Genomic DNA, 19,400 nt, shown 5'->3' on the forward strand with positions numbered 1-19,400 from the left:
TCTCGCTTCTCGCTTCTCGCTTCTCGCTTCTCGCTTCTCGCTTCTCGCTTCTCGCTTCTCGCTTCTCGCTTCTCGCTTCTCGCTATAACATATCAACGGCTTTCTCGATCGCAGCAATAAAGCGCTCTACATCTTCCATTGTGTTGTAGATGGCAAATGACGCTCTAACGGTTCCCTTAACACCGAGTGCATCCATAAGAGGGTGCGCGCAGTGATGTCCCGCTCGAACGGCGATAGCTTGTTGATCAAGTAGTGTGGCGATGTCTTGATGGTGAACCCCATCCATCACAAAGGAGAGCACACTAGCACCTGGCCGGTAGCCAAGAATTTCAATATCTTCTAGTGCGTTCAGGCGTGTGTATGCCGCTGACACTAGCTGGTGGATATGCGCTTCAAGTGCCAGTTGGTCAAAGCTCTGATACCAGTTGATAGCCGTTTCTAAAGCAATAGCACCCGCGACATTCGGTGTGCCAGCTTCAAATTTACCCGGAAGTTCGCTGTAGGTTGTTCCTTCAAATGACACTTTCTCTACCATCTTGCCGCCGCCGTGCCATGGGGGCATAGCTTCAAGCAGTTTCAGTTTGCCGTAAAGCACTCCAATACCGGCCGGAGCATACAGTTTATGACCAGAGAAAACGTAAAAATCAGCATTGAGTGAAGCAACGTTGACTTGCTCATGGACGATCCCTTGAGCGCCGTCCACGACAACAATCGCTCCCATCTGATGGGCAAGCTCAATCACTTGTTCGATAGGTTGGCGAGTACCCGTTACATTAGTGATATGGGCCAACGCGACGATTTTAGTTTGAGGAGAAAGCCGAGATTTAAAGGCAGCCAGATCAAACGAACACTCGCTTGTCATCGGTACCTTGATCACTTTTGCTCCGGTCTGCTCAGCCACTATTTGCCATGGAACTATATTCGCATGGTGCTCCATTTCACTGATTAAGATTTCATCTCCGGGCTTAAGCGTGTTTCGCGCGTAAGTTTGAGCAATCAGGTTTAAAGCTTCTGTGGCACCACGAGTCCAAACTATCTCTTTGCTTGTCGAAGCGCCTAAAAAGTCGGCTACTGTTTGGCGAGCAGATTCAAACTGGCTGGTGGCTTTCGCAGTTAGGCTATGGCTACCGCGGTGGACATTGGCATTTTGATGACTGTAATAGTCGGTAATCGCATCGATCACACAGCGTGGCTTCTGCGTAGTCGCGGCACTGTCTAAATAGACCAAGCGTTGGCCATTAACTTGCTGAAGTAAGGCAGGGAACTGCGCAGCCACTGCTTGAACGTCAAACATTATTCGTCACCCAGTTTGTGGTATTGCAGCGTCGGTATCGTCACCATCGGCTCTGCAACGGTCCACGCATGTGCTTTGCCTGATAGATTGATGATGACTTCCATGGCAAATTCCAGTGCGGTACCTGGGCCTTGGCTGGTTAATAGGTTGTGGTTTACATCGTAAGTGACACGTTTAACGCGCCATTTTTTCGCATTGATGTGGCTTTCAAAACTTGGATGACAAGTCATTAGTGCATCACTGTATAGGCCGTGATGAGCAAGAACGAGAGCTGGTGCGGCACAAATTGCGGCAACCAACTTACCTTCGTACATCTGCTGGCGAACAATCTCGACCAAAACAGTGCTGTCGCGGAACGTTTCTGCCCCCTCAACGCCACCCGGCAAGATCACTGCATCGAATTCATCATCAGCGATATCGACCAGTTTACAGTCAGCGGTGAGTGTAATGTTACGTGAGCCTTTCATGGTTAACTGACCATCGAAGTCGGCACTGGCAACCACAGTTTCGTATCCAGCTCTAACCATCATATCAATGATAGTAATAGCTTCCATTTCTTCACTGCCAGGAGCGATAGGGACGAGGACTTTTTTAGTCATGGTTAATTCCAACCTTGTTCGATGTTTTTAATGGCGTCATACAGCGAGCGGTTTACCGGCGTCGCTATTTTGTGCTGCTGCGCTTTTTCAATCAGATAGCCAGTAATAAAGTCTATCTCGCTTTGGCGTTGATGAACAATATCTTGCTGCATAGAAGATAAGTTTTTCGCCGTTGCTTGAATGACTTGAGCAACGGACTGACTCAACATTTCTGAGTTGGTGTCGATCCCTTCAGCTTGCATCACTAAGGTGACTTCGTTAATAACGGACTGCAAGGTGTCTTGATATTGGCTTTGTGCTAACTCGCCATTGGCTACCCTGTGCATTGCGGTAAGCGGGTTGATTGCGCAGTTGATGGCAAGCTTATTCCAAAGTGCATCAAGAATGCTAGGGTTCCACACGACTTGAGGAAGAGCGTGCTGGAATACCTCAGCTAAGAACTCACACTGTTTGCCTGCTGAGTTATAGCCACCCAACTCGGTTTTGCCCAATCCCGTGTGTACGACATGGTGAGATGACTTTCGATACGCGCCGTGAGTGGTCGTTGCAAGAACTAAAGGGTTATTAATGAGTAATTTAGAGACGACTTCTGCCGTACCCATGCCGTTGTGCATTAAGGTAACTATGGTGTCTTTGTTAATTAATGGCTTAAGCTCAGATAAAGCTCCCTCGACTTGAGGAGCCTTTAACGTGATTAGCAGTAAGTCCGCATGCTCAAGAGCTTGTTTGGAGCGATTACCGAACTGAATTGAAGCATGCTCATCTCTCTGGATATGAATCGTCGATTCTGCATGTCGAGACCAGAGTGAAACAGAGTGCCCTGCATGATGGAGGTAGGATGCCCATAAAGAGCCGATTGCACCAGGACCAAGAACGACAATATTCATACGATAGAAAATCAGTGGGTTTGGCCAAGATCATAAGGTTATCTATTGAGAAAGCCAATAAAAATGGCACCCTAAGGTGCCATTTAAAAATCTATCGCTTATAAGCTCAATTAGAACTTGTAAGTTACTGCGAAGTAGTGACCTACGCCAGAAGAGTCATTGGTTTGAGCTGGGTTCCAAGGAACAGCTGCGCCATCTTCGAAGCCGTATACGTCGTTAAACAGTTTTAGGCCGTAACCAACAGCAAAACGGTCTGAGTGCCAGTAGATACCGTTAAACATTGCAGCACCAGTGCTTGACTGAGAGTACTCGTCTTTCATGCCAAATTGGAAATCTAGGTAACCTTGGTAAGAAATGAATGAACCGTTCTCGAAGAAGTAGAATGGCTTAAACCAGTTAGTAGATAGTTGGTAGCCGTTCCAGTCTTTAAGTGCATTGTCGTAGTTACCGTATAGGTTTAGGCCCATTTTGCCTAACCATGGTGCATTGATGTCAGAACCAAGACCAATTTTGTATTGACCTTCGTTTGAACCACCGTAGAAGATCATTTCTGATGCAACGTAAACTTCTTGAACTGGACCGAAAGACAGATCTTTACCAGTAAGAGCGTCAAGAGACATACGTGGTGCAAACTTCATGAATAGTTTGTCTGAACCAGATTTGTCGCTGCTAGAGTCACCAGTAATGTTGAAGTAATCAACATAGCCGTATAGATCAAAGATGCCCGAACGACCGCCAAATTCCATCTCTAGGTAATCGTGAGTAGATTCTTCACCAGGACCTTTCTCATCGATTGCTGCCATCAGGTTGAACTGAAGCCATTTGTAGTCATTCTTGTGGATATCGCCGTCTGAATAATCAGCAGCCATCGCAGGTGCAGACATTGCAGCTACAACACCAAGAGCTAAAAGTGATTTACGCATAATGGAACTCTCTATGTATGTTAATTCAATATTCATTGGATATTTGTTTAGTTGCACAATCTGTGTCGTGCTTTGTTGAGGCGAATAATAGCGATAAATTTCTCAAAAGCCATGTGCAACATGTGTAAAAAAACATAAAACAGGTGATCGAGATCTCATTAACATACTAAAAATTGAAATGTAACGGAACTAATCACACGTTGCACAAAAAATGAAACGGGTATCGATTACGCAAGCGTTTGCTCATATTTTTATGTCTGTCATGTATTCAACAGATATGGTGAATGATCTTGTTGGGGGCAGGTGACGTAAATGTTAATAACAAAATAGAATGAGAGCGTTTATGTCAGAAGTTATGCTTTTCCCACTGAGTTCAGTTGTGTTGCCAGAAGGAAAAATGCGTTTGAGGATCTTTGAACCTAGATACAAGAGACTCGTATCGCAAGCAATGCAAGGAGAAGGTACATTCGGTGTCTGTCTTTTCGACAGTGAAATTAAAGGGCAAGAGTTATCTAATGTAGGCACTTTAGCGAAGATCATCGACTTTGAGCTTCTTGAAGATGGTTTACTCGGGATATCAATCACTGGATTAAGTAAGTTCAAGATTCAAAGTGTGCGGGTTGAGTACGACGGTTTACGATTTGCTCGGATAGAAACACTTCCCAGTTGGAGCGCTGAGGGAATTGAAGCCAATGACGTGCGGATTACAACAGAGCTCGTTCGGGTCTACCAACAGTTTCCAGATCTAGGTACCCTTTACGAGCACAAATTTTTTGATGATGCGAGTTGGGTCAGTCAGCGTTGGTTAGAATTATTGCCTGTGAGCAAACAGCGATTTGATCAGCTTACATTAGAAACAAATTGTCGTGCAGCGGTAAGCTATATTAAAAAGAGCTTAGAAAGATAGTAGCGGAGTGATCGGTTTTCGGTCTATGACGTATAAACAGAAAAAAGTGAAACTAAGGCTATCAAAATGGAAAATTTAGATACCCAGACTTTTTCAAAAGAAGAGTGGCATTTGTGCATGGAGAAAGTAAAGCAAAGAGATAAAGCTTCCTTTTCCGTAATATTTACCCACTTTTCTCCTCGACTTAAACAGTTTGTTTTTCGTCATATGGGCAATGAGCAAGTCGCAATGGAAATTGTTCAAGAGGCGCTTTCAATCGTTTGGCAAAAGAGTGTCTTGTTTGACCCGTCTAAAAGCTCTCTGTCGACTTGGATTTATACCATCGCGCGTAACTTATGCTTTGATACGTTACGTAAGCAAAAAGGGCGAGACTGTCATCTTCACTCTGAAGATTTATGGCCTAACGACTATTGCCCGCCTGATCTGGTAGAGCATTATTCTCCTGAAACGGACCGGCTTAAACAGCAGGTGATTAAGTATCTGGATATCTTGCCTGAGGCACAAAGAGAGGTGGTCAAAGCGGTCTATCTGGAAGAGCTGCCGCACCAGCAAGTTGCGGATATGTTCGATATACCTTTGGGAACGGTTAAGTCCCGTTTACGGTTAGCTGTTGAAAAACTACGCGATACGATAGGGGCGGATAAGTTATGAGTTACCATCCAGAAACATCTATTTTAGAAGCGTATGCACAAGGTACGTTGGACGATGTGAGCGCTTTTACAATAGCGACACACATCGAGACTTGCCCTAAATGTCGCGCTAAGGTCAGTGAGCTAGAGGAGAGTTGCGGGGAAGAATTAGCTAACGCCTCTATGCATTCAGCCGATAGCTTTGATGACATGCTAACGAATATCTTAGCTTTAGAGCCAAGTGATGAGCCTTTTAGACCAGCCAGAAAACCAACCTTTATTGAAGTCAATGATAAGACGTTTCGGTTGCCGTTGTCGCTAACTCGCTTTAGAGAGCAGATTGGCGAATGGAAAAGTTACGGCGGCAAGGTTTACAGCGCGTCCATTGAGATCTCGACCCAAGCTAGAGTCAATCTGATGTATATATCTGAGGGAGTGGCAATTCCTCAACATACTCACAAAGGACTTGAATCGACCCTTGTATTACACGGTAGCTTCAGTGATGAAGATGGCGAGTACCAAGTTGGTGATTACTTACTTAAAGATGCATCAGTTAAACACTCTCCCTTTACTAAGCAAGGTGAGGACTGCTTATGCTTAACAGTACTGACTGAACCTATGCTGTTTACTCAGGGCGTCGCGAGGGTGTTTAATCTATTTGGCAAGGGCATGTATCCATAATTAGCCCTAACAAATGAAAAAGGCTTGGTGATTCACCAAGCCTTTTTGTTTATTTTGAGGTGGCTTCTTCTTGTTCAGCGTCGGCAGACTCATCTCGTTGTCTTGCTTTATCGAGTAGGTCGGTAAAGTAATGACGTAGAGAGTAGAGCATGATTAAGCTTGGAATCACCATCAAGGCTGTGATGACAAAGAACAGCGACCAATCATTGAGGTAATCAGCAAGCTCACCACTAAACGATGCCAGTGTGGTACGGCCAAAGTTACCCAGTGAAGCGAGCAAGGCATACTGAGTTGCAGAGAACGCTTGGCCTGTCAGCACAGTGAGGAATGACACAAATGCAACTGTCGAGAACGCAGTTGTGAAGTTATCGACAAGGATGGTGGCTAAGAATAGGTGTTCATTCGGACCAACTTTAGCAATCCACGCAAACATCAGGTTACTTGCCGCCATTGCAATACCGCCAATCATGAGACCGCGAACAATGCCGAACTTAACGTTGAACATACTTCCCACTAAGGTAAAGAAGATAGTTGCTCCCCAACCAATGAGCTTGGAGTAGTAGCCGATCTGTTCGTTGCTAAAGCCGACTTCTTTATAGAAGGTAATCGACATACGGCCGAGGAAGGCTTCACCAATCTTAAACAGGAATACAAACAACAATAGTGTGATAGCAACTTGTACACCGTTACGTTTGAAGAAGTCTAAGAAAGGCTCAATAACGGTTACACTAAACCAAGCAACGACTTTTGAATGGACAACTTTGTTGTGGCGGGCTTCTGCTTGGTGTTGCAGAGCCTCGCGGTTGGTTTTTGGCTCGCCGACTAATAAAGTAAAGAGCATCAAAATGCCGACAATAAATGCCATGCCATAGTAGACACCATTCCAGCCGATGGTATCTGCGTTGATGAAAGCAACATATCCAGGAAGTGAATAGCCTGTCCACCAACCAATTACGGCCATCGCAGAAGCTTGTGGCAGCTTAGACGATTGTGATTTCGGGAAAGTATCGATACGGTATGCATCAATGGCGATGTCTTGAGTGGCAGAAGCGATTGCAATCCCAAGCGCTAGCATCGAGGTGAACATTAGGTTCTTGGATGGATCAACGCCGGCAATAAACAATGTGCTTACTAACACTAAAGATTGACATAGGAAAATCCAACTACGGCGCTGGCCTAATACCTTGTGTAGCACTGGCAGTTTGACACGGTCAACCAATGGCGCCCATAAAAAGTTAATCGCGTAAACCGCGAAGACACTACCAAAGTAACCAATTGCCGCGCGTGTTAATCCCGCATCTTTTAGCCAACCGGACATATTTGAACCGATCAGTACCCATGGGAAACCGCTCGAACAGCCCAGCATAAAGACCCACATAAGGCGTTTATCCATATAACTGCGGATAGTCTCTAGCCAAGACATGGAGGGAGAGTCAGAAGACATACACAAATCCTTGTTTGATTTTTTGGTCAGCAAGAAGAATGAGGCTCTAACTTGTGGGTTAGAGCCTAAGAGAATTATTTAAGAAGAGTAGCTTTAGTAATAATGATTGGCTCGACTGGAACATCACGATAGCGACCAACTGAGTGTGTTGGTTTTTTACCCATTCCTTGGATGACATCGAATCCTTGAGTCACCTTACCAAATACTGCATAGCCCGGTGGGCGCTGGTCGTAATCTAAAAAGCTGTTATCAACGAAGTTAATAAAGAACTGCCTAGTTGCTGAGTGAGGATTATTCGTTCTCGCCATCGCAATGGTTGCTGTGTTGTTCTTTAGCCCATTAGACGCTTCGTTTCTTACCGGTGAGTAAGTTGGCAACGACTTCATGTTCTTGTCGAAACCACCACCTTGTGCCATAAAATTCGGGATCACACGGTGGAACTGACTGCCGACATAGCTGCCATCTTTCACGTACTTTAGAAAGTTTGCCACCGTCAGCGGTGCTTTCTCTTGGTTTAGTTCGACAGTAAATGAACCTAGGTTGGTTTCAAATTCAACTTTAGGCCCTGCCATCGCTAGACTACTGAGTAGCGCTAGCGAAGCAATTGCTACCTTTAACATTAGAATCGCTCCTGCATGTACTGTTGAAGCTCTCGGTCATTTGAGATTTCTTGAAGGACTAAATTAATCACATCATTTAGGACAACTTCGATATCTTCATTTGAAGCACTTAGAGCACCAGTACGCTTAGCTGTACCTGTGTAGGCCTTGACCAGTTTACCTTGTGGTGTCTCAGCGGTGATCTCTAGTACTACTTTGCCATCCATTTGGTTTTCCATCACGGTATGCTTCACTGAAACCAGCGCTTCTTGAACTTCAATCGCGATAGTATTTTCACTGCTTACCGTGCTACGGAAACCTTGTGACTTAAATTGCTCAAGCAATGCGTTTTCAATCGAGATGCGGACGTTTTGCTTAGAGTGGATAGGTTCAATGTTAGAACGACCGCTATCAACAAGTGCAACATACTGTGCAGAGCGAACGTCTTTACTGGTCAAAGTAAATGCAGCGTCTTTTACAAGGTCACTATTGCTCAGAACGGCTTTAGGCATAAAGTTGATTTGTTCTTGCTGCGGTGCTGCACAGGCAGTAAGTAGTGCCATTGACGCGGCTAAAACCAGTTTTCTCATTGTAATTTCCTTTATTGTTAACTCTTCGAGCTTACCAAACGTTTAGAGAGATAATAGTGGACTATTTAGTTGCTTGTAAAATAACAAATTTCTTATTGGCTGCCACAACTTTGACGTTTGACTTACCAAACAGTCTAGCGAGTTTACCATCGTAGCCGAGGTGGCGGTTGCCGATAACTAATAATTGCCCACCAACTCTAAGAATTTGCTTTGCATCACAGAACATCTGCCAAGCAATATGATCGGTAATTGCTTGTTGCTGGTGGAACGGTGGATTACACATAATCATATCAAGGTCATTTCTCTCTAGACCTTCGAGACAGTTATTGGCAATACACTCTATTTCTCTGTCATCGCCTAGGTTTTGAATTAGGTTTTGTCTCGCCGATTCGACAGCCATAAAACTCTCATCAACACAGGTCAATTTTATGTTTGGGTTGAGTTGCCCCATTTTGACCGATAACACGCCATTGCCACAGCCTAAATCAAGCACATGCTTTAGATTTGGGTTGGTCGGTAAGTGCTGAATCATAAATCGAGCACCTAAGTCTAAGCTCTCGCCCGAATAAACATTAGGTAGGTTATTGAGCTCTATACTCTCGCCGTCGACGTTCCAACGTGTGTTGGGTGAGACAGCTTGAGGGTTGGCAACGTTCGCTTGACTGAAAACTAATCGATGCTTTTTCCAAGCTAAAGACGTTTTAGTCTCGCCAAGGAACTTCTCAAACAGTTTGAGTGTTGACGAGTGAATCTCTTTGGCTTTATTCACGGCGATAACGGGTACCGATGGGGCTAAAGCTGAGCGCAGTTGGCTGAGTTGCCAAGTGAGGTGACGATTGCTCTTAGGTAGTTGAATTAAGACCAAATCAACATCGTTAGCGATTGGCTCGATAGTTGTGGCAAAAGACACTGGGTTACACTGGTTTAGCGCTAAGTTTTCACGAGTTCCTGTCTGTGAAATAAACGAGTCACTCATCATGGTGATTCGATGGTTTGAACTGAACCAGCAACTTAAAGCGCCAAAGTTATCGTTAAGAATAAGAATGTGTTGATTGGGCTCTAATCCCATCTCTTCGATATGATTGATGAGATATTCATCGCCAGCATCCCAAGCTTGAAGGGTTTCGGTGCTTCTTTTTGGGTAGCGAAATAAAGAAAGAGTACGCTCGTGCAGTGCAAGCTCAGTTTTCATAGTTGGAACGTTAGGTAATGTGCAATGAGCAAATTGTCGCAAAACCTAGCGGTTGAGGAAACTAAAACCTTTAGCTTTATCCGATGGGATATTATGATTTAAAGTTAATAGTCATTCATATTTGATGGTAAAGCACGATGTTGCAAGAAGTAATCGAAACCAAATTGCGTGAAGCATTCTCGCCTATAGAGCTCAAAGTGATCAATGAGAGCTTTATGCACAATGTACCGGCTGGCTCAGAAAGCCACTTTAAAGTTGTGATTGTGAGTGAAAAATTTGAAGGGCAGAGACTTATTGGTCGTCATCGCCAAGTCAATCAAGTGTTGGCTGATGAGCTTGCGAATCATATTCATGCGCTTTCTATGCACACCTATACATCGAGTGAATGGAAAGAGCAGAATCAACTCGCTCCAGACAGCCCAATGTGCTTGGGTGGTTCAAAATAATAAAATGAGAGGGTAGCGACGGCTACCCTTTTTAGTTAGTGCTAAAGAGGTATTGTTAACAACGTAGAAACAAATAAATGCAATAGTTAGTTTTAATTAAGATTGTTTCACGATGTGAATGCATTGAGCTATACAAAATGATATGCAGAAAAGGGTTTGTGCGGTGGCTCAAACTTATGACTATTCCTTAGCCTTTTAAACTCAATTCCTTCGAAATATCTCAGTTATTCATCGGATTCATCATGGCATCAACTTCTAAAAAGATGATAGACTATCGCACCTGATAAATCTCGATGATTTCTTGTTGCGAGGTTTTTAATAGGATGTTGCGATTTTGGTGTTTTAAACGACACCAAAACCGGACACTAGTGTCGTGTCTAAAAGTTACGCAATCTAAGAATCTTTTTCCCGATAAAAGTAGTGCAAGTGCGTATGATTACAATAAAGAAGGGTTTGGACCTGCCAATCGCAGGAACTCCATCCCAGGTGATTAATGATGGTAAGACCATCAAAAAAGTCGCCTTGCTTGGCGAAGAGTACGTCGGCATGCGTCCTACTATGCATGTCCGCGTAGGCGATGAAGTGAAGAAAGCTCAAGTTCTTTTTGAAGACAAGAAGAACCCAGGTGTGAAATTTACTTCACCAGCAGCTGGTAAAGTGATCGAGGTTAACCGTGGCGCTAAGCGTGTACTTCAGTCTGTAGTGATTGAAGTGGCAGGTGAAGAGCAGGTTACTTTCGATAAGTTTGAAGCTGGCCAACTAGCAAGTCTTGACCGTGAAGCGGTTAAAACTCAGCTTGTTGATTCAGGTCTTTGGACTGCTTTACGTACTCGTCCGTTCAGCAAGGTTCCAGCAATCGAGTCTTCTACACAGGCTATCTTCGTAACTGCAATGGATACCAATCCGTTAGCAGCTCAGCCTGAGTTGATCATCAATGAACAACAAGAAGCGTTCGTTGCCGGTTTAGACCTGCTTTCAACCCTGACAGATGGCAAGGTTTACGTATGTAAATCTGGCACAAGTCTGCCTCGTTCTTCTCAGTCAAATGTTGAAGAGCATGTATTTGATGGCCCTCACCCAGCAGGTCTTGCTGGCACCCACATGCATTTCCTATACCCAGTGAATGCAGAAAATGTGGCGTGGAGCATCAACTACCAAGACGTTATTGCGTTTGGTCAGTTGTTCCTAACTGGTGAGCTTTACACTGACCGTGTTATTTCTCTGGCTGGCCCAGTAGTAAATAACCCTCGTTTAGTTCGTACAACTCTAGGTGCAAGTCTAGAAGACGTAACGGACAGCGAGCTAATGCCAGGTGAAGTTCGTGTAATTTCTGGTTCGGTACTTACTGGTACTCATGCAATTGGACCTCACGCATACCTAGGTCGTTACCACGTTCAGGTTTCTGTATTACGTGAAGGCCGTGAAAAAGAACTGTTTGGCTGGGCGACGCCTGGTAAGAACAAGTTCTCAGTAACTCGCTCATTCCTTGGTCATATCTTCAAAGGTCAGTTGTTCAACATGACAACAACGACTAACGGTAGTGATCGTTCTATGGTTCCAATTGGTAACTACGAACGCGTAATGCCATTAGATATGGAACCGACTCTGCTACTTCGTGATCTATGTGCAGGTGATACTGATAGTGCAGTAGCACTGGGTGCACTTGAACTGGATGAAGATGATTTAGCACTGTGTACCTTTGTGTGTCCTGGTAAATACGAATACGGTGAACTCCTTCGTGAATGCCTAGATACCATTGAGAAGGAAGGGTAATTTTTCATGGGCCTTAAAAAGTTTATTGAAGACATCGAGCATCATTTTGAGCCAGGTGGTAAACATGAGAAGTGGTTCGCGCTTTACGAAGCTGCAGCAACACTTTTCTACACACCAGGTTTAGTAACGAAAAAAAGCTCGCACGTTCGTGATAGCGTTGACTTAAAACGTATCATGATCATGGTTTGGTTTGCGGTATTCCCAGCAATGTTCTGGGGTATGTACAACGCAGGTGGCCAAGCTATCGCTGCACTTAACCACATGTATGTTGGTGACCAACTTGCAGCAGTAGTAGCAGGTAACTGGCACTACTGGCTAACTGAAATGCTGGGTGGCACCTTAGCCGCCGATGCAGGCGTTGGCAGTAAGATGATCTTGGGTGCAACTTACTTCCTACCTATCTACGCGACGGTATTTATCGTTGGTGGTTTCTGGGAAGTACTGTTCTGTATGGTGCGTAAGCACGAAGTTAACGAAGGTTTCTTTGTTACTTCTATCCTGTTTGCACTTATCGTTCCACCAACGCTACCTCTATGGCAAGCGGCGCTAGGTATTACCTTCGGTGTTGTTGTTGCTAAAGAGATCTTCGGTGGTACTGGTCGTAACTTCCTTAACCCAGCACTTGCTGGCCGTGCATTCCTATTCTTCGCTTACCCAGCTCAAATTTCGGGTGACGTAGTATGGACAGCAGCTGACGGCTTCTCTGGTGCAACGGCTCTTAGCCAATGGGCTCACGGTGGTAGCGGTGCCTTGATCAACAACATCACTGGCGCTCCAATCACTTGGATGGATGCTTTCATCGGTAACATCCCAGGTTCAATTGGTGAAGTATCGACGCTTGCTCTAATGATCGGTGCAGCAATGATCGTCTACATGCGTATAGCATCTTGGCGCATCATCGCAGGTGTGATGATTGGTATGATTGCAACAGCAACGCTGTTCAACGTTATCGGCTCTGACACTAACCCAATGTTCAACATGCCATGGCACTGGCACCTAGTTCTTGGTGGCTTTGCGTTCGGTATGTTCTTTATGGCAACAGACCCTGTATCGGCTTCATTTACTAACAAAGGTAAATGGTGGTACGGCGCGCTAATCGGCGTGATGTGTGTACTAATCCGTGTTGTGAACCCAGCATACCCAGAAGGTATGATGCTGGCGATTCTATTCGCGAACCTGTTTGCACCTCTGTTCGACCATGTGGTTATTGAGAAGAACATCAAGCGGAGACTAGCACGCTATGGCAAGTAATAACGACAGCATTAAAAAGACGCTGGGTGTTGTTGTCGGGTTGAGCCTTGTTTGTTCAATCATCGTATCAACAGCAGCGGTAGGTCTACGTGACAAGCAAAAAGCTAACGCTGTACTAGATAAGCAAACTAAGATCGTTGAAGTTGCTGGTATTGACGCTGACGGCAAGAAAGTACCTGAGCTGTTTGCTGAGTACATCGAACCTCGTCTAGTTGACTTTGACTCTGGTGCGTTTGTTGACGGCGATGCTGCAACTTACGATCAGCGTAAAGCAGCAAAAGATCCAGCAGAGTCAATCAAGCTAACTGCTGATCAAGACAAGGCGAAGATCATTCGTCGTGCTAACACAGGTGTTGTATACCTAGTGAAAGATGGCGACGCTGTATCTAAGATTATCCTACCGGTACACGGTAATGGTCTTTGGTCAATGATGTATGCATTCGTTGCGGTTGAAACTGACGGTAATACTGTATCTGCGATCACTTACTACGAGCAGGGTGAAACTCCTGGACTTGGTGGTGAAGTTGAGAACCCATCTTGGCGTGATCAATTTATTGGCAAGAAGCTTTATGATGAAAACTTCAAGCCAGCTATCAAAGTTGTTAAAGGTGGTGCCCCAGCCGGTTCTGAACACGGTGTTGATGGCCTATCAGGTGCGACACTAACAGGTAACGGTGTTCAAGGTACATTTGATTTCTGGTTAGGCGATATGGGCTTTGGTCCATTCCTAGCAAAAGTTCGTGACGGAGGTCTGAACTAATGTCTAGCGCACAAAACGTTAAGAAGAGTCTGTTAGCACCAGTATTGGATAACAACCCAATCGCGCTTCAGGTTCTTGGTGTTTGTTCTGCTCTTGCAGTAACCACCAAACTAGAAACGGCTTTTGTAATGACACTAGCGGTTATCTTTGTAACTGCACTGTCTAACTTCTTCGTTTCGGTAATCCGTAACCACATTCCAAACAGCGTGCGTATCATCGTACAGATGGCAATCATCGCATCGCTAGTAATCGTGGTAGACCAAGTGTTGAAAGCATACCTATACGATATCTCTAAGCAGCTATCGGTATTCGTAGGCCTAATCATTACAAACTGTATTGTAATGGGTCGTGCTGAAGCATTCGCTATGAAGTCTGAGCCAATCCCATCTCTAATCGATGGTATCGGTAACGGCCTTGGTTACGGTTTCGTTCTTATTACTGTTGGCTTCTTCCGTGAACTATTTGGTTCAGGCAAGCTGTTCGGTATGGAAGTGCTTCCTCTAGTGAGCAACGGCGGTTGGTACCAGCCAAACGGTCTGATGCTTCTAGCGCCATCTGCATTCTTCCTAATCGGCTTCCTAATCTGGGCAATCCGTATTCTGAAACCAGAACAAGTAGAAGCGAAGGAGTAAGGACGTCATGGAACATTACATTAGCTTGCTAGTTAAATCGATTTTCATCGAAAACTTAGCACTATCGTTCTTCTTAGGTATGTGTACATTCCTTGCCGTATCTAAGAAAGTTAAGACCTCTTTCGGTCTTGGTGTTGCGGTTGTATTCGTACTGACAGTTGCAGTACCAGTGAACAACCTGCTTTACACTTTCATTCTTAAAGAGAATGCGTTAGTTGAAGGCGTGGACCTTAGCTTCCTGAACTTCATCACCTTTATCGGTGTAATCGCAGCACTTGTACAGATTCTAGAAATGATCTTAGACCGTTTCTTCCCACCTCTGTACAACGCGCTAGGCATCTTCCTACCGCTGATCACAGTAAACTGTGCGATCTTCGGTGGCGTGTCTTTCATGGTTACACGTGACTACAACTTTGCTGAATCTGTTGTTTACGGCTTCGGTTCTGGTGTGGGCTGGATGCTAGCTATCGTTGCGTTAGCAGGTATCCGTGAGAAGATGAAGTACTCTGATGTACCTCCAGGTCTACGCGGTCTTGGTATTACGTTCATCACAGTTGGTCTTATGGCGTTAGGCTTTATGTCTTTCTCTGGTGTTCAACTGTAAGTCGGGTAAACGGCAGCAATTAAAGGAATAGTCATGAATACTATTATTTTTGGTGTAGTGATGTTTACCCTGATTATTTTGGCGCTAGTTTTAGTGATTCTTTTCGCTAAATCTAAACTAGTACCATCAGGTGACATTACAATTTCTGTGAACGATGACCCTTCATTGGCGATCGTTACACAACCAGGTAGCAAGCTACTGGGTGCTCTAGCAGGTGCTGGTGTATTCGTATCTTCTGCTTGTGGTGGCGGTGGCTCTTGTGGCCAGTGTCGCGTAAAAGTTAAATCAGGTGGTGGCGACATCCTACCTACCGAGCTTGACCATATTACTAAAGGTGAAGCACGTGAAGGTGAGCGTCTAGCGTGTCAGGTTGCAATGAAAACTGACATGGATATCGAGCTTCCTGAAGAGATCTTCGGCGTTAAGAAGTGGGAATGTTCAGTTATCTCTAACGATAACAAAGCAACATTCATCAAAGAGCTTAAGCTACAAATCCCAGATGGCGAATCAGTACCTTTCCGTGCTGGTGGTTACATCCAGATTGAAGCACCTGCTCACCACGTGAAATACGCTGACTTCGATGTACCAGATGAGTACCGTGAAGATTGGGATAAATTCAATCTGTTCCGTTACGAGTCTAAGGTAAACGAAGAGACGATCCGTGCTTACTCAATGGCTAACTACCCTGAAGAAGAAGGCATTATTATGCTGAACGTGCGTATCGCTACGCCGCCGCCTAATAATCCTGACGTACCACCAGGTATCATGTCTTCATTTATCTGGTCTCTTAAAGAGGGCGATAAGTGTACGATTTCTGGTCCATTTGGTGAGTTCTTCGCTAAAGACACTGACAACGAGATGGTATTCGTTGGTGGTGGTGCAGGTATGGCGCCAATGCGTTCACATATCTTCGACCAACTTAAGCGTCTTAACTCTACGCGTAAGATGTCTTTCTGGTATGGTGCACGTTCTAAGCGCGAAATGTTCTACGTGGAAGACTTTGACGGCCTACAAGCTGAAAATGATAACTTCATTTGGCACTGTGCTCTGTCTGACCCTATGCCAGAAGATAACTGGGATGGTTACACAGGCTTCATCCACAACGTATTGTACGAAAACTACCTGAAGGATCACGAAGCTCCTGAAGATTGTGAGTACTACATGTGTGGTCCACCGATGATGAACGCGGCTGTTATCGGCATGCTTAAAGATCTAGGTGTAGAAGACGAGAATATCCTACTGGATGACTTCGGCGGCTAAATTTCAGCGTATTTGAAGCTGTAGCGTCGTTGGCTTCATAAACCCAACCTAATCACATAGAAGATCTATGCTCATAGGCTTGGGTTTATTTACCGCCTAGCTACAACTCCAACTACTTGAAATTGCATATATAAGATGGCTGACTGCTTATTAGTCAGCCATTGTTTTTTTTAAGAATGGTAATAGTCGATACGTTCGATAAAGACGTATGAGCTATTCCCGTTCCCCCAAAAATACAGGAGTCTAACAAGTGAAAAAGTGGCTTGTTGCATTTGCTTCTCTGTTAGTACTGGCTGGTTGTGAGAAACCAGTAGAGCAGATTCATTTAAGTGGCCCAACAATGGGTACGACTTACAACATTAAATACATCGCAGCCGAAGGTCAGCCTTCTCCCCAGGAGCTTCAAGTTGAAGTCGATCGACTACTTGAAGAAGTCAACGACCAGATGTCGACTTACCGCAAAGATTCAGAACTAAGCCGTTTTAATCAAAGTGAATCGCTAGAGTCATTTGAGGTGTCATCACAAACAGCGACTGTTGTGAAAGAAGCGATTCGTCTTAACGGTCTTACTCTAGGTGCCTTAGATGTGACAGTTGGCCCATTGGTTAATCTATGGGGCTTTGGTCCTGAAGCGCGCCCTGAGGTTGTGCCAACGGATGCTGAGCTTAGTGAGCGTAAAGCCATGACAGGTATTCAACACTTGACTGCTGACGGCAACACGCTGAAAAAAGACATCCCGAACCTGTATGTCGATCTATCAACGATTGCCAAAGGTTGGGGGGTTGATGTTGTGGCTGATTACATTCAGGCTCAAGGTATCCTAAACTATATGGTTGAGGTTGGTGGTGAAATGCGCCTCAAAGGTCTCAACCGTGAAGGTGTGGCATGGCGTATTGCGATAGAAAAGCCGTCTGTAGAAGAGCGCTCTATCCAAGAGATCATCGAACCAGGTGATATGGCAGTCGCGACTTCGGGCGATTATCGTAACTACTTTGAGCGTGATGGTGTACGTTACTCACATATTATTAATCCAGCAACAGGCAAACCGATCAATCATAAAGTGGTGTCGGTGACGGTTTTAGATGCCTCTTCAATGACGGCAGATGGCTTAGCTACTGGACTAATGGTTCTCGGCGAAGAGCAAGGTATGAAGATCGCTGAGCAAAATAATATTCCCGTGTTTATGATCGTAAAAACGCAGGATGGATTCAAAGAGATGGCTTCAACAGCGTATAAGCCATATCTAAACCAATAACCCAATTATAAGAGCATGTCACTATGAGTGAGTTTATTATTACATTTGGTGTGTTTATGGCCGTGATTGCAGCAATGTCTATCGGCTATATTATCCAGAAGAAGGTTGTAAAAGGCAGCTGTGGCGGCCTTGGCGCAGTTGGTATTGATAAAGTATGTAACTGTCCTGAACCATGTGATGCGCGTAAGAAGCGCGAAGCACGTGAAGCGGCTCGACAAGAAAAGCTCGCGGCATGGGAAAAAGATCGTATTGCTTAATTCCCGAGCGTACAGATAATAAAAAACACCAGCATTACGCTGGTGTTTTTGTATCTAAGATATAGGACTTGATTGCTACGAAGAGATGGTTTGATTTCGCCCCGCTGCCTTCGCTGAGTATAAGTGGTCATCAGCAATCTTGATTTGATCGTTGAGGTCGGTATTCAGGTTACATACACCGATACTGATCGTCACCTGAATATGCTGACCATTGTGTTTTATTGGGGTCTTTTCTACACGCTGACGCATGTTCTCAATTCGACTAAGGAACTCATCGAATGGAGCACAAGATTGGATGCAGAACTCCTCTCCACCAAAACGCACTACCACGTCCTCAGGGAAATAGATTTTCAGGATGTTAGCAACCATCTTTAATGTTGCGTCACCGCCGTCATGCCCATAGGTGTCATTGACCTTTTTAAAGTAGTCAATATCGAGCATGGCAATATTACTATGCTCGCAACCAGAGCAGGCTTGGTTGAATAGAAAGCGCCTATTCCATAAGCCTGTCAACGCATCTTGATTGGCTAACTTATACAGTTCGTCGGTGGCGTCTTTCATATCAAGCAGTTGATGAACGCGGCAATAAAACTCTTCTTGGTTGAATGGCTTAGTGAGGAAGTCATTGGCTCCCGCTTTAAGAAATTGGGCGGTGAGGGTTTTCGATTCATTTCCGGATAAGCCCAAAATGGCCAAGCTATTCTTATCATAATTCTGCCGGATCTCTCTAGTCATGATGATGCCATCTTTTTCCGGCATGTCATGATCGGTGATAACAAAAGTGATATCCGAGTTCTCTTCAAGCTTTTCTAATGCTTCTTGGCCATTTTCGGCTTGAGTCGTACGGATATACTGATGCTCGAGAAGTTGAGAAACGTGGCGGCGGACGGTAGGAGAGTCATCCACGACGAGAGCATGATGTTGATCGTTATTGAGCAACCTTTTGGCTAACGGAAGTAAGTAGGAGACGGATGCCATACTATCTTTAAGTATGTAATCAACTACTCCCTTGGCGATAAACCTTCCCCGCGCGTCATCATTAAATGTTGCCGTTAATACAATAACCTTTTGGCGATAGGAAAGTACCAGATCGATGACTTCGCCATCTTGAGCATCAGGCAAGCAGTAATCGAGTACAGCAAAACGGAAATCCTTGTGTTGCTTCAATAGCTGCTCAGCTTGAGCATATGATTCCGCATCGTAAACCTGACAACCAAGGGCTGTCAGTTGCTGGATCAAGTAATTTCTATACGCACGGCTATCTTCGACAACTAACACTTTATTGTTCAAAGTCGTGCCTCTTATTTTTATTTATAAACCTAATAATAACTATATCTTTATAAGATGCGAGTGATTCCTGTGTCAAATTTAATCAAGTCCTGACTTTGATATAGTGTATATATTAAGTATACTGTTT

21 protein-coding genes are annotated in these 19,400 nt (G+C 44.6%); 12 read left to right on the forward strand and 9 right to left on the reverse strand.

The window, feature by feature from the left end:
- Positions 1-82 precede the first annotated feature (82 nt).
- The 4 genes from csdA to ACHUFZ_RS13355 form a co-directional block, all read right to left on the reverse strand.
- The gene (csdA, locus tag ACHUFZ_RS13340) at positions 83-1,294 is read right to left on the reverse strand and encodes a cysteine desulfurase CsdA (protein ID WP_394127547.1); all 1,212 of its coding nucleotides are present in this window, start codon (positions 1,292-1,294) and stop codon (positions 83-85) included.
- Positions 1,294-1,893, reverse strand: coding sequence for a DJ-1 family glyoxalase III (locus tag ACHUFZ_RS13345; protein ID WP_394127548.1), 600 nt, complete (start codon positions 1,891-1,893; stop codon positions 1,294-1,296). The genes csdA and ACHUFZ_RS13345 overlap by 1 nt, the downstream gene beginning before the upstream one ends.
- Before the next feature lie 2 nt (positions 1,894-1,895).
- The gene (gene panE, locus ACHUFZ_RS13350) at positions 1,896-2,780 is read right to left on the reverse strand and encodes a 2-dehydropantoate 2-reductase (RefSeq protein WP_394127549.1); all 885 of its coding nucleotides are present in this window, start codon (positions 2,778-2,780) and stop codon (positions 1,896-1,898) included.
- A 110-nt stretch (positions 2,781-2,890) separates the two neighbouring features.
- Positions 2,891-3,703 (reverse strand): nucleoside-specific channel-forming Tsx family protein, encoded by an 813-nt coding sequence (locus ACHUFZ_RS13355; RefSeq protein WP_394127550.1) that lies wholly within the window; start codon positions 3,701-3,703, stop codon positions 2,891-2,893.
- A gap of 343 nt (positions 3,704-4,046) precedes the next feature.
- Here ACHUFZ_RS13355 and ACHUFZ_RS13360 point away from each other — a divergent pair, with 343 nt between their 5' ends.
- From ACHUFZ_RS13360 to ACHUFZ_RS13370, 3 genes are all read left to right on the forward strand, one after another.
- On the forward strand, positions 4,047-4,610 hold the full coding sequence (locus ACHUFZ_RS13360) for an LON peptidase substrate-binding domain-containing protein (protein WP_394127551.1): 564 nt from the start codon (positions 4,047-4,049) through the stop codon (positions 4,608-4,610).
- Between the two features lie 66 nt (positions 4,611-4,676).
- Positions 4,677-5,261 carry a sigma-70 family RNA polymerase sigma factor gene (locus ACHUFZ_RS13365; protein WP_394127552.1) on the forward strand — a complete coding sequence of 195 codons (585 nt, stop codon included), beginning with the start codon at positions 4,677-4,679 and terminating at the stop codon, positions 5,259-5,261.
- Positions 5,258-5,920 carry a ChrR family anti-sigma-E factor gene (locus ACHUFZ_RS13370; RefSeq protein WP_394127553.1) on the forward strand — a complete coding sequence of 221 codons (663 nt, stop codon included), beginning with the start codon at positions 5,258-5,260 and terminating at the stop codon, positions 5,918-5,920. Before ACHUFZ_RS13365 ends, ACHUFZ_RS13370 begins: the two co-directional genes overlap by 4 nt.
- 49 nt (positions 5,921-5,969) lie before the next feature.
- Here ACHUFZ_RS13370 and ACHUFZ_RS13375 read toward each other — a convergent pair whose 3' ends face one another.
- The 4 genes from ACHUFZ_RS13375 to ACHUFZ_RS13390 all read right to left on the reverse strand — a co-directional run bounded on the left by ACHUFZ_RS13375 (position 5,970) and on the right by ACHUFZ_RS13390 (position 9,745).
- Positions 5,970-7,364: an AmpG family muropeptide MFS transporter gene (locus tag ACHUFZ_RS13375; RefSeq protein ID WP_394127554.1), complete on the reverse strand. Its 1,395-nt coding sequence runs from the start codon at positions 7,362-7,364 to the stop codon at positions 5,970-5,972.
- Positions 7,365-7,438: 74 nt separating this feature from the next.
- Complete coding sequence (locus tag ACHUFZ_RS13380) at positions 7,439-7,984, reverse strand: peptidylprolyl isomerase (RefSeq protein ID WP_134836320.1); 546 nt, start codon at positions 7,982-7,984, stop codon at positions 7,439-7,441.
- Positions 7,984-8,553: a YajG family lipoprotein gene (locus ACHUFZ_RS13385; protein ID WP_394127555.1), complete on the reverse strand. Its 570-nt coding sequence runs from the start codon at positions 8,551-8,553 to the stop codon at positions 7,984-7,986. Before ACHUFZ_RS13385 ends, ACHUFZ_RS13380 begins: the two co-directional genes overlap by 1 nt.
- A gap of 61 nt (positions 8,554-8,614) precedes the next feature.
- The gene (locus ACHUFZ_RS13390) at positions 8,615-9,745 is read right to left on the reverse strand and encodes a methyltransferase (protein WP_394127556.1); all 1,131 of its coding nucleotides are present in this window, start codon (positions 9,743-9,745) and stop codon (positions 8,615-8,617) included.
- A 137-nt stretch (positions 9,746-9,882) separates the two neighbouring features.
- Here ACHUFZ_RS13390 and bolA point away from each other — a divergent pair, with 137 nt between their 5' ends.
- The 9 genes from bolA (at position 9,883) to nqrM (ending at position 17,983) form a co-directional block, all read left to right on the forward strand.
- On the forward strand, positions 9,883-10,191 hold the full coding sequence (gene bolA, locus ACHUFZ_RS13395) for a transcriptional regulator BolA (protein ID WP_394127557.1): 309 nt from the start codon (positions 9,883-9,885) through the stop codon (positions 10,189-10,191).
- Between the two features lie 432 nt (positions 10,192-10,623).
- Positions 10,624-11,964, forward strand: coding sequence for a Na(+)-translocating NADH-quinone reductase subunit A (locus ACHUFZ_RS13400; RefSeq protein WP_394127558.1), 1,341 nt, complete (start codon positions 10,624-10,626; stop codon positions 11,962-11,964).
- 6 nt (positions 11,965-11,970) lie between these two features.
- Entirely contained in the window at positions 11,971-13,215 is a 1,245-nt protein-coding gene (locus tag ACHUFZ_RS13405) for an NADH:ubiquinone reductase (Na(+)-transporting) subunit B (protein WP_138973488.1), read from the forward strand.
- Positions 13,205-13,975, forward strand: a complete 771-nt coding sequence (locus tag ACHUFZ_RS13410) for a Na(+)-translocating NADH-quinone reductase subunit C (RefSeq protein WP_394127559.1) — start codon at positions 13,205-13,207, stop codon at positions 13,973-13,975. Before ACHUFZ_RS13405 ends, ACHUFZ_RS13410 begins: the two co-directional genes overlap by 11 nt.
- Positions 13,975-14,607 (forward strand): NADH:ubiquinone reductase (Na(+)-transporting) subunit D, encoded by a 633-nt coding sequence (locus ACHUFZ_RS13415; protein ID WP_053440090.1) that lies wholly within the window; start codon positions 13,975-13,977, stop codon positions 14,605-14,607. Before ACHUFZ_RS13410 ends, ACHUFZ_RS13415 begins: the two co-directional genes overlap by 1 nt.
- A 7-nt stretch (positions 14,608-14,614) precedes the next feature.
- Positions 14,615-15,211, forward strand: a complete 597-nt coding sequence (nqrE, locus tag ACHUFZ_RS13420) for an NADH:ubiquinone reductase (Na(+)-transporting) subunit E (RefSeq protein ID WP_004415327.1) — start codon at positions 14,615-14,617, stop codon at positions 15,209-15,211.
- 33 nt (positions 15,212-15,244) lie between these two features.
- Positions 15,245-16,471 (forward strand): NADH:ubiquinone reductase (Na(+)-transporting) subunit F, encoded by a 1,227-nt coding sequence (gene nqrF, locus ACHUFZ_RS13425; RefSeq protein ID WP_134836313.1) that lies wholly within the window; start codon positions 15,245-15,247, stop codon positions 16,469-16,471.
- A 250-nt stretch (positions 16,472-16,721) separates the two neighbouring features.
- Positions 16,722-17,726 (forward strand): FAD:protein FMN transferase, encoded by a 1,005-nt coding sequence (locus ACHUFZ_RS13430; RefSeq protein WP_394127560.1) that lies wholly within the window; start codon positions 16,722-16,724, stop codon positions 17,724-17,726.
- Positions 17,727-17,749: 23 nt separating this feature from the next.
- Positions 17,750-17,983, forward strand: coding sequence for a (Na+)-NQR maturation NqrM (gene nqrM, locus ACHUFZ_RS13435; RefSeq protein ID WP_004415318.1), 234 nt, complete (start codon positions 17,750-17,752; stop codon positions 17,981-17,983).
- Positions 17,984-18,058: 75 nt separating this feature from the next.
- On the opposite strand, the gene ACHUFZ_RS13440 is transcribed toward nqrM, so the two are convergent.
- On the reverse strand, positions 18,059-19,273 hold the full coding sequence (locus ACHUFZ_RS13440) for a GGDEF domain-containing response regulator (RefSeq protein ID WP_394127561.1): 1,215 nt from the start codon (positions 19,271-19,273) through the stop codon (positions 18,059-18,061).
- Positions 19,274-19,400: the final 127 nt, after the last annotated feature.

Origin of the sequence: Vibrio hepatarius (assembly GCF_043642085.1) — a bacterium.
In the GTDB taxonomy this organism is placed as follows: Bacteria; Pseudomonadota; Gammaproteobacteria; order Enterobacterales; family Vibrionaceae; genus Vibrio; species Vibrio hepatarius_C.

Bases quoted from the DNA above. Each gene is read 5' to 3' on its own strand.
- csdA (WP_394127547.1), bottom strand. From the start codon at position 1,294: ATGTTTGACGTTCAAGCAGTGGCTGCGCAGTTCCCTGCCTTACTTCAG.
- ACHUFZ_RS13345 (WP_394127548.1), bottom strand. From the start codon at position 1,893: ATGACTAAAAAAGTCCTCGTCCCTATCGCTCCTGGCAGTGAAGAAATG.
- panE (WP_394127549.1), bottom strand. From the start codon at position 2,780: ATGAATATTGTCGTTCTTGGTCCTGGTGCAATCGGCTCTTTATGGGCA.
- ACHUFZ_RS13355 (WP_394127550.1), bottom strand. From the start codon at position 3,703: ATGCGTAAATCACTTTTAGCTCTTGGTGTTGTAGCTGCAATGTCTGCA.
- ACHUFZ_RS13360 (WP_394127551.1), top strand. From the start codon at position 4,047: ATGTCAGAAGTTATGCTTTTCCCACTGAGTTCAGTTGTGTTGCCAGAA.
- ACHUFZ_RS13365 (WP_394127552.1), top strand. From the start codon at position 4,677: ATGGAAAATTTAGATACCCAGACTTTTTCAAAAGAAGAGTGGCATTTG.
- ACHUFZ_RS13370 (WP_394127553.1), top strand. From the start codon at position 5,258: ATGAGTTACCATCCAGAAACATCTATTTTAGAAGCGTATGCACAAGGT.
- ACHUFZ_RS13375 (WP_394127554.1), bottom strand. From the start codon at position 7,364: ATGTCTTCTGACTCTCCCTCCATGTCTTGGCTAGAGACTATCCGCAGT.
- ACHUFZ_RS13380 (WP_134836320.1), bottom strand. From the start codon at position 7,984: ATGTTAAAGGTAGCAATTGCTTCGCTAGCGCTACTCAGTAGTCTAGCG.
- ACHUFZ_RS13385 (WP_394127555.1), bottom strand. From the start codon at position 8,553: ATGAGAAAACTGGTTTTAGCCGCGTCAATGGCACTACTTACTGCCTGT.
- ACHUFZ_RS13390 (WP_394127556.1), bottom strand. From the start codon at position 9,745: ATGAAAACTGAGCTTGCACTGCACGAGCGTACTCTTTCTTTATTTCGC.
- bolA (WP_394127557.1), top strand. From the start codon at position 9,883: ATGTTGCAAGAAGTAATCGAAACCAAATTGCGTGAAGCATTCTCGCCT.
- ACHUFZ_RS13400 (WP_394127558.1), top strand. From the start codon at position 10,624: ATGATTACAATAAAGAAGGGTTTGGACCTGCCAATCGCAGGAACTCCA.
- ACHUFZ_RS13405 (WP_138973488.1), top strand. From the start codon at position 11,971: ATGGGCCTTAAAAAGTTTATTGAAGACATCGAGCATCATTTTGAGCCA.
- ACHUFZ_RS13410 (WP_394127559.1), top strand. From the start codon at position 13,205: ATGGCAAGTAATAACGACAGCATTAAAAAGACGCTGGGTGTTGTTGTC.
- ACHUFZ_RS13415 (WP_053440090.1), top strand. From the start codon at position 13,975: ATGTCTAGCGCACAAAACGTTAAGAAGAGTCTGTTAGCACCAGTATTG.
- nqrE (WP_004415327.1), top strand. From the start codon at position 14,615: ATGGAACATTACATTAGCTTGCTAGTTAAATCGATTTTCATCGAAAAC.
- nqrF (WP_134836313.1), top strand. From the start codon at position 15,245: ATGAATACTATTATTTTTGGTGTAGTGATGTTTACCCTGATTATTTTG.
- nqrM (WP_004415318.1), top strand. From the start codon at position 17,750: ATGAGTGAGTTTATTATTACATTTGGTGTGTTTATGGCCGTGATTGCA.